Here is a 12,662-nt window from a genome sequence, read left to right on the forward strand (position 1 = left end):
GGAAAGGGGCGGTGTCAGTGGATCGCTGTGCGCTGTTCGTGGACGCTGGCTATCTGCTGGCTGATGGAGCGATGGCCGTGCACGGCACGCGTCATCGCGAGGCGGTTTCCTGGGACTATCCAGGGTTGCTGCAGCTCATGACCGGCCTGTCACGCGAACGCACCGGCCTGCCGCTGCTGCGGTGCTACTGGTACGAAGCGACGGTCGAGGGCCGCCGCACGCCGGAGCACGACGCGCTGGCCGACATACCGGGCCTCAAACTCCGGCTGTCCCGCATCAGGCCGGGCCGCCGCGAGGGCGTCGACGCGCAGGTCCACCGCGACCTGATGACCCTCGCGCGCAACAACGCCATCTGCGACGCGGTCGTGGTCAGCGGCGACGAGGACCTGGCACAGGTCGTGTGCGACGCCCAAGACCTCGGCATCAGGGTGAGCGTCATCCACATCGCGACCGACGGCGGCTGGGCCGTCGCGCGGTCGCTGCGGCAGGAGTGCGACGACCTGGTGGAGCTGGGAGCGGTCCACCTGCGGCCGTACGTCAACCTGGTGACCGGCGTCGCCGAATCCTCCAACGGGCATCACCACCAGCCCATCAGCAACGGGCAGGCCGCCCACGCGCTGACCCCCGCGCAGCCGTCCCTGCCGCCCACCTCACTGCCCAACTCGCTGCCCGCGTCGTTGCCGCAGGCTCCCGCCGCCAGTGGCGGGCACGCGGCCGGGCCGCCGTCCGGGGCGAACAACCTGCCGTCGCCCGCCGCCGGTGGGCACTCGCAGAACGGGTCGTCTCCGAACGGGCCCGCGCTGAACGGGCCCTCGTTGAACGGTCCCGCCTCGGGGCGCGGCCAGTCGTCCACGCCGCCGGTGCTGCCGACGTACCCCAACTACCAGCCCGAGCAGCAGCCCCCGGCCCAGCCGCCGCCCGCCGCCCCGGTCACCGGGCCCATCCAGGCGCAGCCTCCGTCGAGCCCGAACCTGGGCCAGTTCGCCGCGCCGCCGAGCGGGTCGTACCAGCCTTCGCAGCTCGGGCCGTACACGGGGCCGCAGGCCGCCCCGGTCTCGCCGCCCCCGGCCGCCACGGCGGGCGCCACGACGCTGGCCGACGCCGTCAAGGCCGCCCACCGCGAGGGCCACGACTTCGGCGAGTCGGTGGCCCGCGACGCCCCCGCCCTGTGGCTGGAGGCGGTGCTCGCCAGGAAGCCCCGCATGCCGTCGGATCTGGAGGCCCGGCTGCTCCAGGGCTCTTCGCTGCCGATCGACTTCCTGCTCCACGACGAGGTACGCCACGCCCTGCGCCGCGGCTTCTGGGACGCTTTGGAACGCGCCCGCCACTGACCCCCCGCCTCTCTCACCACTACCCTTGAGCCTCTTCCATCGAGGCCCCTCCTCCGGCCGCCGCGGCCGTCGAGCCTTCCACCCCGCTGAGCCTTCCACCCCACGCCCCACCGTCCGGCTGGCGCGTCAGCCCGCCCAAGGCACCCCGGTCACGGCGCGCAGGACCGTCCCCGCGAGGCCACCCTCACAGGACCGGTGCCAGGTCAGGAGAGCGCGTCGAAGCCCGCGCGCAGGTGGGTGACGCGGTCGGTCAGGTCGGCCAGGGGGACGGCCAGCGCCGGATCCTGCGACTTGCGGGCCAGCTCTCGGACCCGCGCCAGCTCGTCCTCGACCGCCGTCAGCCGCCGCGACAGCTCCGGCAGCACCGACGCGTGGTCACCGGCCCCGGGCGGCAGCTCACCGGTGAGCCGGTCACGCAGCATCGACGCCTGCTCGGCCAGGCGTTTGTTCATGTTGTACAGCTCGGCGAACACCGACACCTTCGCCCGCAGCACCCACGGGTCGAACGGCTTGGTCAGATAGTCCACCGCGCCCGCCGCGTAGCCGCGGAAGGCGTAGTCGGGCGCGCTGTCGACCACGGTCAGGAAGATGATCGGGATGTTGCGCGTACGCTCACGCCGCTTGATGTGGGCGGCCGTCTCGAACCCATCCATGCCGGGCATCCGCACGTCCAGCAGGATGAGCGCGAACTCGGTGTTGAGCAGCGCCTTGAGCGCCTCCTCGCCCGACCGGGCGCGCACCGGCACCAGGTCGAGCGAGCTGAGGATGGCTTCGAGGGCGATCAGATTTTCCTCGCGGTCATCGACGAGGAGAATCTTGGCACGATCCGGCATCGATCACGACCCTCCGGCTGGTGGGGCTGACGAGTCGGACGCGGAGCCCCGCCCGCGGCTGAGCCAGCCGCGCAGTCGTTCGAGCAGGCGGTCCACGTCGACCGGCTTGGGCACGTAGTCGGAGGCGCCGGACGCGATGCTCTTCTCCCTGTCGCCCCGCATGACCTTGGCGGTCAGCGCGATGATCGGCAGGTCGGCGAACTGGGGCATGCGACGGATGGCCGACGTCGTGGCCCAGCCGTCCATCTCCGGCATCATGATGTCCATCAGCACGAGCGCGACATCCTCGTTCCGTTCGAGCTGTTCGATACCCTCCCGCCCGTTTTCAGCGTAGACGACCGTGGAGCCATGGCGTTCCAGCACGCTCGTCAACGCGAAGACGTTGCGGATGTCGTCGTCCACGATGAGGATCTTGGCGCCGTTGAGCGGATCGTCGCCCTGCCACTGGCTGGGCGTCTCGACCGGCGGCTCGACCAGCTCGGGCATCGGCAGGTCGAGCGGCATCGGCGGCTCGGGCGCGGTGGCGGCCGGTTGTTCGTCCGACGGCTGCGTCATGAGCTGCCTGCGCGTCGCCACCCCGCCGTCGGTCGCGGCCAGCGGGCCGGTGTAGGAGGCCGGCAGGTAGAGCGTGAACGAGCTGCCCTTGCCCAGCTCGCTGTCCACGTGGATCTCGCCGCCGAGCAGCCGGGCGATGTCGCGGCAGATGGCCAGGCCGAGGCCGGTGCCGCCGTATTTCCTGCTCGTGGTGCCGTCGGCCTGGCGGAACGCCTCGAAGATGACGTCGCGCTTGTCGGGCGCGATGCCGATGCCGGTGTCGATCACCTGGAACGCCAGCAGATCGTCGGCGTCGTGCAGGGTGTCGTCGTCGAAGTCGACCCCGGCGGGCGGCGTCGAGACCCGCAGCTTCACCTCGCCGCGCGGCGTGAACTTCACCGCGTTGGACAGCAGGTTGCGCAGCACCTGCTGCAGACGCTGTTCGTCGGCCCGCAGCTCCTGCGGCACGTCGGGCTCGACCTCGACGGTGAACGCCAGCCCCTTGTCCTGCGCCAGCGGTGCGAACGCGGCCTCCAGCAGGTCGACCATCTTCGGCAGCGACACCTGGATCGGGTGGATGTCCATCCGGCCCGCCTCGACCTTCGACAGGTCGAGCATGTCGTTGATGAGCTGGAGCAGCGCCGAGCCCGCGCTGTGGATCGTCCGGGCGAACTCGACCTGCTGCGAGGTCAGGTTGCCCTCGGCGTTCTCGGTCAGCAGCTTGGCCAGCACCAGCAGGCTGTTGAGCGGGGTGCGCAGCTCGTGCGACATGTTGGCGAGGAACTCGGACTTGTAGCGCGAGGACACCGCGAGCTGCTCGGCGCGCTCCTCCAGCGTGCGGCGGGCCTGCTCGATCTGGAAGTTCTGGATCTCGATCGCGCGGTTCTGCTTGGCCAGCAGCGCCGCCTTGTCCTCCAGTTCGGCGTTGGACCTGCGCAGCTCCTCCTGCTGGCGCTGGAGCTCGTCGGAGCGCTCCTGCAGCTCCCGGGTGAGCCGCTGCGACTCGGTCAGCAGGTCTTCTGTGCGGGAGTTGGCGATGATCGTGTTCATCGTGACGCCGATGGTCTCGACGAGCTGGGTCAGGAAGTCGAGGTGCACCTCCCCGAACGGCGTGAACGAGGCCAGCTCCAGCACACCGAGCACCCGGTTCTCGAACAGGATCGGCAGCACCACGATCTGCGCCGGCGTGGAGCGGCTGAGCCCGCTGTCGATGGTGATGAACTGCGGCGGCACGTCGTCGAGCACGATGTGCCGGCCCTCGGCCGCCGCCTGCCCGACGATGCCCTCGCCGATCGCGAAGCGCGGGCGCGGCCCCCGGTCGGGGCGTACGCCGTAGCCGCCGATCAGGATCAGCTCGTGGTCGCCCTCGGGGTCGATGCTGTAGAAGGCGCCGTAGCGGGCCGACACCAGCGGCGTCAGCTCGCTCATCGTCAGCTTGGCCACTTCCAGCAGGTCGCGGTGGCCCTGCATGAGCCGGGAGATGCGGGCCAGGTTCGACTTGAGCCAGTCTTGCTCCTGGTTGGCCTGCGTGGTCTCGCGCAGGCTGCTCACCATCGAGTTGATGTTGTCCTTCAGCTCGGCCAGCTCGCCCTGCGCCTCGATGGCGATGGAGCGGGTCAGGTCGCCGCGCGCCACGGCGCTGGTCACGGTCGCGATGGCGCGGATCTGCGTGGTGAGGCTGCCCGCCAGCTCGTTGACGCTCTCGGTGAGCCGCTTCCACGTGCCCTCGACGCCCTCGACCCGGGCCTGACCGCCGAGCTGGCCGTCGGAGCCCACCTCGCGGGCGACTCGGGTGACCTCGGAGGCGAACGACGAGAGTTGGTCGACCATCCGGTTGACGGTGGTCTTGAGCGCCAGGATCTCGCCCTGGGCGTTCACGTCGATCTTGCGGGTCAGGTCGCCGTTGGCGACCGCGGTGGTCACCTCGGCGATGTTGCGTACCTGGTAGGTGAGGTTGTTGGCCATGGAGTTGACGTTGTCGGTGAGGTCCTTCCAGACGCCCGACACACCCTTCACCCTCGCCTGGCCGCCGAGCTGCCCCTGCGTGCCGACCTCGCGGGCGACCCGGGTGACCTCGTCGGCGAAGGACGAGAGCTGGTCGACCATCGTGTTGAGGGTGTCCTTCAGTTGGAGGATCTCGCCCTGCGCGTCAACGGTGATCTTCTTCGACAGGTTGCCCTGCGCCACCGCGGACGACACCGCCGCGATCTGGCGCACCTGCGAGGTCAGGTTGTTGGCCATCGAGTTGACGTTGTCGGTGAGGTCCTTCCAGACCCCCGACACCCCGCGCACCTGCGCCTGACCGCCGAGCTGGCCCTCGGTGCCGACCTCGCGGGCGACTCGGGTCACCTCGGAGGCGAACGAGGAGAGCTGCTCGACCATCGTGTTCATGGTCGACTTCAGCTCGAGGATCTCGCCCTGGGCGTCGACGTCGATCTTGCGGGTGAGGTCGCCGTTGGCCACGGCCGTGGTGACCTGGGCGATGTTGCGTACCTGGTAGGTGAGGTTGTTGGCCATGGAGTTGACGTTGTCGGTGAGGTCCTTCCAGACGCCCGACACGCCCTTCACCTCGGCCCGGCCGCCCAGCTTGCCCTCGGTGCCCACTTCGCGGGCGACTCGGGTGACCTCGTCGGCGAAGGACGAGAGCTGGTCGACCATCGTGTTGAGGGTGTCCTTCAGTTGAAGGATCTCGCCCTGCGCGTCAACGGTGATCTTCTTTGACAAATTGCCCTGGGCCACCGCCGTCGCCACGGTCGCGATGCTGCGTACCTGCGAGGTGAGGTTGTTGGCCATGAAGTTGACGTTGTCGGTGAGGTCTTTCCACACGCCCGACACGCCGGTCACCTGCGCCTGGCCGCCGAGCTGCCCCTCGGTGCCGACCTCGCGGGCGACTCGGGTGACCTCCTCCGCGAAGCCGGAGAGCTGGTCGACCATCGTGTTGACGGTGTTCTTCAGCTCGAACATCTCGCCCACGGCGTCGACCGTCACCTTGCGGCTCAGGTCGCCCTTGGCCACCGCGGTGGTCACCACCGCGATGTCGCGCACCTGCGCCGCCACGCGGGAGGACATCGTGTTGACGGCCTCGGTGAGGTCGCGCCAGCTTCCCGACATGCCGCGCAGGTTGGCGCTGCCGCCCAGCCTGCCCTCGGTGCCCGCCTCGCGGGCGACCCTCGTGACCTCGGAGTTGAACAACGCGAGCTGGTCGACCATGCCGTTGATGGCCTTGCCCAGCCGCCGCACCTCGCCGCGCGCCGAGCGATCGAGGTCGATGCGGCGCGACAGGTCGCCCTTGGCGACCGCATCGATGACGTCGGCGGCCCCGCTGACCGGGCTCACCAGGGCGTCGATCAGGATGTTGACCGACTCGACGCTCTCCGCCCACGCGCCGACCCCCGGCCCGGGCGTCAGCCGCTCCCCGAAGCGGCCTTCCTTGACGACTTCCTTGCGTACGCGGACCAGCTCGTTCGCCAGGTGCTCGCGACGGTCGGCCACCTCGTTCAACAGCAGCTGCACCTCGCTGAGGATGCCGGGCGGCGCGTGGGGCACCCGACGCCGGAAGTCGCCGTCACGCCAGGAGAAAAGAGTCTCCAGGATGGGCACGAGATCCGACTCGGTGTACGTCCTCTCCTCGGGGCTTGGCGCGGCCTTGGCCGTGGTCATGGGGCCTCCTTCACTCGCGGCTGCCTCCGGCGAGTGATTCAAGTCTGTCACGATGAGTAGCTCGTAGTCCTGTCCTTGGATTTACCCCAAGTCAGCGGGAAGTGTGGTAGGCACGGTGGGATGACTGCTTCTCCCCATGCGGTGCTCGCTGCGACGTTCGCGCCGGGCGATACCGCTGTGACGGCTGCGATGAGGTTCACGCGCGAGGTAATGACCGCGTGGGCCACCGGTGGCCTGCTCCATGCCGCCGAGCAGGCCGCCGGAGATCTTGCCGAGCAGGTCGCTGACGAGCCGTTTGAGGTGATTTGGAAGCATTTTGGGGACGCAGTCCAGGTGGAGTTGCGGCAACGGTACCTCTCCCAGAGCGATCCAAAAGCTCCTTCCGTGAACGTCGAGGAGTGGGGAGTCACCTTTGCGGGCGATTCCCGTGTCCATTGGGCTAGGCTCACGCTACCTGGCTCCCCCGATCGGGTGGCAGCCGAATGGCTGGAGGAGAGCAGCAGAGGGCCACATTGGCTGGGGTTCCTGGCCGACGCGAGCGACCTGCTCGCGGGCACCCTCGACCCCGACATGGTGCCGGCGATCATCGCCCAGGTCGTGGTGCCCCGGCTGTCGAGCTGGTGCGCCGTCTACACCTCCGACCACTCCGGCCCGCCGCGCCTGGTCTACCTCTGGCACGCCGACGAGGCCAGGATCGACGGCCTGCGCGAGCAGCTCACCGAGATGGACGTCGGCGCCGCCGACACCCGTGTCACCTCCGCCCTCCACCTGGCCGAGTCGCAGGTGCTGGCCGTGCCGCTGATGGCCAGGGGCCGCAGCCTGGGCATGATGTGCCTGGGCCGGGCCGACCGCTTTCCCGACGAGGTCATCCAGTTCGCCGAGGACATCGGCAGACGCGCCGCGCTGGCCATGGACAACGCCCGCCTCTACGCCCAGCAGGCCGCCGCCAACCGCGCGCTCCAGCGCAGCCTGCTCCCGCCCCACGAGCCCGAGGTCCCCGGCCTCGACTACGGCGTCATCTACGAGCCCGCGGGCGAGGCCAACGAGGTCGGCGGCGACTTCTACGACCTGTTCAAGGCGGGCGACGACTCGTGGCGGTTCGCGATCGGCGACGTCTGCGGCACCGGCCCCGAGGCCGCCGCCGTGACCGGCCTGGCCCGCCACACGCTGCGCCTGCTGGCCAGGGAGGGCTACGGCGTGGCGGCCGTGCTCGGCCGGCTCAACCAGGCGATCTTGGAGGAGGGCGAGCGGGCGAGGTTCCTCACGCTGCTGCACGGCGACATCACGCACGTCACCGGCGGCCTGGAGGTGCGCCTGGTGTCGGCCGGGCACCCCGAGGCGCTGCGGCTCAAGCCCAACGGCAAGGTCGAGGCCGTGACCACGCCGCAGTCGCTGCTCGGCGTCTTCCAGGAGGTCTTCTTCGAGGCCGACACCATCCGCCTCGACCACGGCGACGTGCTGCTGGCCGTGACCGACGGGGTGACCGAGCGCCGCTCCGGCGGGCGACTGCTGGACGACGACGGCGGCCTGGCCAAGCTGCTGGCCGAGTGCGCCGGGCTGTCGGCCAGGGCCGTGGCCGAGCGCATCCGCCGTGGCGCGGCCGACTTCGCCTCCGAGCCGAGCGCCGACGACCTGGCGATCCTCGTGTTGCGGGCCCGCTAGGCGGGGCGCGCGGGCGCGCTCGGACACGGCGGACGTCACGATCGCCGGTGGTGCCGTCGAGGGCTCACGGGGGTGCTCGTCAAGGCGCGTCTTTCCGGCCGGGTACAGGTGGCCGGAATGGTGACAGCCGAACGGGCTGACGGTCAAGAGCGTTCGTCAGGAAATTTCTTACAGGTTGTCAACCCTCAGGGTGAACCCACGTGCTTGCGTGCGAAGTCGAGCTGGAGCGCCGTCTGCGTGATGCGTTCGGAGACCACGAGCGGGCCGCTGACGGCGTCGTAGGTGTAGACCTCGTGCTCGCGGCCGTGCTCGGCCAGCATGGCCACGTATTTCTCGATCTGGCGCAGCGGTGAGCGCGTGTCGTTCTCGCCGGCGAGGATCAGCACCGGGCTCTTGATCTGGTCGACGTACGTGATCGGGGAGCTGGCCGCGTACCGGTCGGGCTGTTCGTCGGGGGAGCCGCCGAGCAGCGCGCGATGGTAGGCGCGCAGGCTCTCCGCCTCGTCCTCGTACGAGGTGCGGTGGCAGGCGATCGGCACCGCGGCGATGCCGCACGCCCACAGGCCGGGCTGGGTGCCGAGGCCCAGCAGCGTGAGGTAGCCGCCCCACGCCGCGCCCGCCAGCACGGTCCTGACCGGGTCGACCATGCCCTGGTCGATCACCCACTGACGGACGGCCGCCACGTCGGCCAGCTCGATGTGCCCCACCTCGTCGTGCAGGGCGTTGCGCCAGGCCGAGCCGTAGCCGGTCGAGCCCCGGTAGTTGACCCGGACCACCGCGAACCCGGCGTCCACCCAGGCCGCGACCTCCGGCGAGAACGCGTCGCGGTCGTGCGCCGCCGGGCCGCCGTGCAGCAGGAACACCGCCGGGTGCGGGGCCGTGCCCACCTCGGGCTTGGAGACCAGCGCGTGGATGCGGCCGCCCGCGCCCTCGACGTCGATGTCCTGCACGGGGACGCTCGGCGGGGCGGGCGGGCCGCCCGAGTTGACCACGACCTGGCCGTTGCTCGACCGGATGATCGGCGGGTGGGAGGCGCTCGACCAGGCGTACTCGACGTGGCCGCCGGGCCGGGGCGCGGCCTCCTCGATCACCCCGTGGGGCGTGTCGATGAGGGTCAGGCCGCCGCCGGCGAGGTCGTAGCGGTGCAGGAAGCTGCGGGCGCGGTCGTCGCGCAGGATGAGCAGGGCGCGGCCGTCGTCGTACCACTCGGCGGCTAAGTCCCCCGAGTCGCGCAGCCAGATCTCGCGCTGCTCGCCGGTGGCCGGGTCCCAGACGATGGGCTCGTGTCGCCGGCGGCGCTCGTGCAGGGCCAGCAGGCGGCGGTCGCCCACGACGGGGGCGAAGCTGAGGCCGGTCACGCCCTTGCCGGGGCCGTCATGGAGCTCGCCCACCGTGTCGCCGTTCTGGCGGACGACGCGCAGCGCGGGGTGCCGGAAGTCGCCGTACTCGCCGTGGTTGATCGCGACGAGGGAGCCGTCGAGTGACATGTCGGCCACCCAGGCGGCCTCCGTGTGCTCGTACAGGGTCTCGGCGGGTTCGCCGGGGCGGACGAGGTGGATGCGGAACATACCCTCGCTGGCGAGGCTGAGCGCCGCGACGCCGGTCGTGGACAGCGAGATGCCGCCCGGCTGGCCCGGCGGCAGGTCGGGCGCGACCGGCTCGGCGGGGCCGCCCGTGAAGCGCTGGCGCCACCAGCCGCCGAACTCGTCGCCGTCGGTGTCGGCGAACCAGTAGATCCACTGGCCGCCGGGGTCGATCGCGGCGAACGCGGTGCCCTTGGGTCGGTCGGTGACCTGGCGGGTGGCTCCCGTCACCCGGTCCGAGGCGTAGACCTCCCACTTGCCGGTCGCGTTGGAGCGGTAGATGGTGCGGTTCGGGGCCTGGCGTGCCCAGGACGGCAGCGTCGTGCGCGACGCCCGGAACCTGGCCTGCCAGCGTTCCTCCGCCTTCATCCCGCGCGCCCCCTCCCATTGATGTCCCGCGCCTCCGGGCCCGGGATGTCGTCCAGTATTGCGCCTGCGCCGGGGAAATGCTCCGAGAATGTGGGGGAATTTCGGACTAAATGCCCCATCAGTAACACCAGCCGCACTTGTCCGTCAAGGAACAGGGCTTGATCGAGACGTCGGCTCGTAGATGGATAGGTGAAACGCCGCGTGCGTTACTACTTTTTGCTGTCTTTTCGCGACATTTCGGGAGACAAATGCGGCAATTCGCTCATCCAGCGTAGTTGCCTCGTTATGCCATGCATTCGGGCCCATCCCGACAACCTCCGCGATGTCGTCATGTCCCAGCTCCATCTCGAACGCGATCGAGCGCCGCTCGGACTCCGCGAACCCCTCCAGGCTGCGGGCCACCCGGCGCTCCTTCTCCTCGTCCACGGAGAGCAGCCCCAGCTCCTCGACCAGCGGACTCAGGTGCTCGGGAGCGGGGGTGACGACCACCGCCACGCCTCCCGGCCGCAGGATCCGCCGGAATTCGGGGCCGTTCCTGGGTGCGAACACGTCGATCACCACGTCGGCCACCCCGCTCCTGATCGGCAGCGGTCGCCACACGTCGGCCACGAACGCCCCTGCCCTGGGATGCACCCGCGCCGCCCGGCGCACAGCGTGCTTCGACACATCGAACGCCATCCCGATGCCATCGTTCACCGCGTTGAGCGCGGCCACCAGATAATGCCCGGTGCCCGCGCCGGCGTCGACGATCAGCGCGGCCCTGCCCTCCGCGTCACGACCCTCGACGATTCCCGGCTCCCGCCCGGGAATTCGTGATCCCGCGCCGCAACCGGTTTCCAGTCCCGCCCCACGGTACGCCCTCAACTCGCCGCCGTCATTGGTTTCGGTAGAGGACTCATGTTTTCCTGGAACGATCTGAGCTCCCACGGCGTCCACCACGGCGTCGGCCACCGCATCGGCCACCGCATCGGCCAGTGGCGCGTAGTGGCCCCGGTCGAGGAAGGCGGCCCGCGCGGCCACCATGGCGGGGCTGTCGGCGGTGCCGGGCGGCCGGGATCCGACGAGCAGGCTCACGTATCCCTGCTTGGCCACGTCGAAGGAGTGCCCGTTCGCGCACCGCAGCGCGGTTTCGTCCAGCCGCACGTCGGCTCGGCAGACGGGGCAGATGAGGAACTCGACGATGTCGGCCAGCATGCGGCCATTCTCGTGCACCGGCGTACGACCGGTTCGGGCGGCCCGATCGGGTGGACCGGTCACGCGGCCTTCGCCTCCATGAGGAACGCGGCGTTGGAGGGGGTGGAGCGAAGCCTGTCCACGAGCACCTGCAGACCCTGCTGCTTCTCCAGCGTCGTGAGCATGCGGCGCAGCCGCCAGACCACCTGCCGCTCCTCGGCGTGCAGCAGGATCTCCTCGCGCCTGGTGCCCGACGCGTCGAGGTCGACGGCGGGGAACAGCCGGCGCTCGGCCAGTTCGCGGGTCAGGTGCACCTCCATGTTCCCCGTGCCCTTGAACTCCTCGTACAGGCTGTTGTCCATCCGCGAGCCCGTGTCCACGAGCGCGGTGGCGATGATGGTGAGCGAGCCGCCGCCCTCCACGTTGCGGGCGGCGCCGAAGAACCGCTTGGGCGGGTAGAGCGCGCCGGCGTCGATGCCGCCCGTGAGCACGCGCCCGCCGCCCGGCGCCGTGTTGTTGTACGCCCGCCCCAGCCGCGTCAGCGAGTCGAGCAGCAGCACCACGTCGCGGCCCGACTCCACGAGCCGCTTGGCGCGCTCGACGGCCATCTCCGCGACGGCGGTGTGGTCACGGTCGGGGTGGTCGAAGGTCGAGGAGAAGACCTCGCCCGCGATGGTGGCGCGCATCTCGGTGACCTCCTCGGGCCGCTCGCCCACCAGCACCACCATGAGGTGCACCTCGGGGTGGTTGCGGGCGATCCCGGCGGCCAGCGCCTGGAGGACCATGGTCTTGCCGGCCTTGGGCGGCGCCACGATGAGGCCGCGCTGCCCCTTGCCGATGGGCGCGAACAGGTCGATGACGCGGGTGCTGAGCGACTCGGTCTCGATGTTGAGCCGCTCTGCCGGATGTACGGGCGTGAGGTCGCCGAAGTGCGGCCGCCCGCGCCATTCGGCCGAGCCGTTGACCGACTCGACGCCGACCAGCTTGTTCCCGGCGAACGACGCGACCACGTGGTCACCGGTACGCAGGCCGTGGCGGCGTACCTGGTCGGGCAGCAGGCGTACGTCGCCGGGGGCGGGCAGGTGTTCCGCCCGGATGAACGCGGACTTGTCGCGTACGTCCACGAGGCCGCTGACCTGGCGGACGGCGGCACGCTGTTCCTGAGGAACGGCGGCTAGCTGAGGAACGGTGGTTTGCTGAGGAACGGCGGCACGCTGTTCCTGAATGGTGTGCACAGACATGGTGAGCCCCTTGAGGGAAATGCGCCGGACCGGCGAAGGCCGGGCGGCGGGTGACGAAAGAGGGCCGGGCCGCTCACTCGCGAGTCCTCGCGAAGAAGTGAGAGGTGTGGCCTCGGAAGAGGTGGATCGGCGGAGCAGACGCTCAACGCTTAGTGGGAAGATACCACACGATCTAACCCATGAAACGCCTAGCCCTCTTGGACTATTCCCGGGTTGTTCTCGTGTCTTCGCCCGCGCGGGAGGGCGCAGGGGTGACAATGTTCTTCTCGGCACCGT

Annotated in this window: 8 protein-coding genes; 2 read left to right on the top strand and 6 right to left on the bottom strand. The window is 70.2% G+C overall.

What is annotated here, in order from left to right:
• Positions 1-17 precede the first annotated feature (17 nt).
• Entirely contained in the window at positions 18-1,331 is a 1,314-nt protein-coding gene (locus ABD844_RS29085; RefSeq protein WP_344884951.1) for an NYN domain-containing protein, read from the top strand.
• Positions 1,332-1,534: 203 nt separating this feature from the next.
• Here the strand turns inward: ABD844_RS29085 and ABD844_RS29090 are convergent, their stop codons facing one another.
• The 3 genes from ABD844_RS29090 to ABD844_RS29100 form a co-directional block, all read right to left on the bottom strand.
• Positions 1,535-2,164 (bottom strand): response regulator, encoded by a 630-nt coding sequence (locus tag ABD844_RS29090; RefSeq protein ID WP_344884954.1) that lies wholly within the window; start codon positions 2,162-2,164, stop codon positions 1,535-1,537.
• A 3-nt stretch (positions 2,165-2,167) separates the two neighbouring features.
• Positions 2,168-6,358 carry a HAMP domain-containing protein gene (locus ABD844_RS29095; RefSeq protein ID WP_344884957.1) on the bottom strand — a complete coding sequence of 1,397 codons (4,191 nt, stop codon included), beginning with the start codon at positions 6,356-6,358 and terminating at the stop codon, positions 2,168-2,170.
• Positions 6,359-6,439: 81 nt separating this feature from the next.
• On the bottom strand, positions 6,440-6,793 hold the full coding sequence (locus ABD844_RS29100; RefSeq protein WP_344884960.1) for a hypothetical protein: 354 nt from the start codon (positions 6,791-6,793) through the stop codon (positions 6,440-6,442).
• Between the two features lie 36 nt (positions 6,794-6,829).
• Between ABD844_RS29100 and ABD844_RS29105 the strand changes: the two genes are divergently transcribed.
• A complete protein-coding gene (locus ABD844_RS29105; protein ID WP_344884963.1) occupies positions 6,830-8,020 on the top strand; it encodes a PP2C family protein-serine/threonine phosphatase in 1,191 nt (396 codons plus the stop codon).
• 185 nt (positions 8,021-8,205) lie between these two features.
• Here ABD844_RS29105 and ABD844_RS29110 read toward each other — a convergent pair whose 3' ends face one another.
• The 3 genes from ABD844_RS29110 to rho all read right to left on the bottom strand — a co-directional run bounded on the left by ABD844_RS29110 (position 8,206) and on the right by rho (position 12,386).
• Complete coding sequence (locus tag ABD844_RS29110) at positions 8,206-9,972, bottom strand: S9 family peptidase (protein ID WP_344884966.1); 1,767 nt, start codon at positions 9,970-9,972, stop codon at positions 8,206-8,208.
• Between the two features lie 144 nt (positions 9,973-10,116).
• Complete coding sequence (locus tag ABD844_RS29115) at positions 10,117-11,166, bottom strand: putative RNA methyltransferase (protein WP_344884969.1); 1,050 nt, start codon at positions 11,164-11,166, stop codon at positions 10,117-10,119.
• Positions 11,167-11,225: 59 nt separating this feature from the next.
• Positions 11,226-12,386 (bottom strand): transcription termination factor Rho, encoded by a 1,161-nt coding sequence (rho, locus tag ABD844_RS29120; RefSeq protein ID WP_344884972.1) that lies wholly within the window; start codon positions 12,384-12,386, stop codon positions 11,226-11,228.
• Positions 12,387-12,662 lie beyond the last annotated feature (276 nt).

Source organism: Nonomuraea antimicrobica (assembly GCF_039536965.1).
In the GTDB taxonomy this organism is placed as follows: Bacteria; Actinomycetota; Actinomycetes; order Streptosporangiales; family Streptosporangiaceae; genus Nonomuraea; species Nonomuraea antimicrobica.

Bases quoted from the DNA above. Each gene is read 5' to 3' on its own strand.
- rho (WP_344884972.1), bottom strand. From the start codon at position 12,386: ATGTCTGTGCACACCATTCAGGAACAGCGTGCCGCCGTTCCTCAGCAA.
- ABD844_RS29100 (WP_344884960.1), bottom strand. From the start codon at position 6,793: ATGGACACGGGAATCGCCCGCAAAGGTGACTCCCCACTCCTCGACGTT.
- ABD844_RS29115 (WP_344884969.1), bottom strand. From the start codon at position 11,166: ATGCTGGCCGACATCGTCGAGTTCCTCATCTGCCCCGTCTGCCGAGCC.
- ABD844_RS29095 (WP_344884957.1), bottom strand. From the start codon at position 6,358: ATGACCACGGCCAAGGCCGCGCCAAGCCCCGAGGAGAGGACGTACACC.
- ABD844_RS29110 (WP_344884966.1), bottom strand. From the start codon at position 9,972: ATGAAGGCGGAGGAACGCTGGCAGGCCAGGTTCCGGGCGTCGCGCACG.
- ABD844_RS29090 (WP_344884954.1), bottom strand. From the start codon at position 2,164: ATGCCGGATCGTGCCAAGATTCTCCTCGTCGATGACCGCGAGGAAAAT.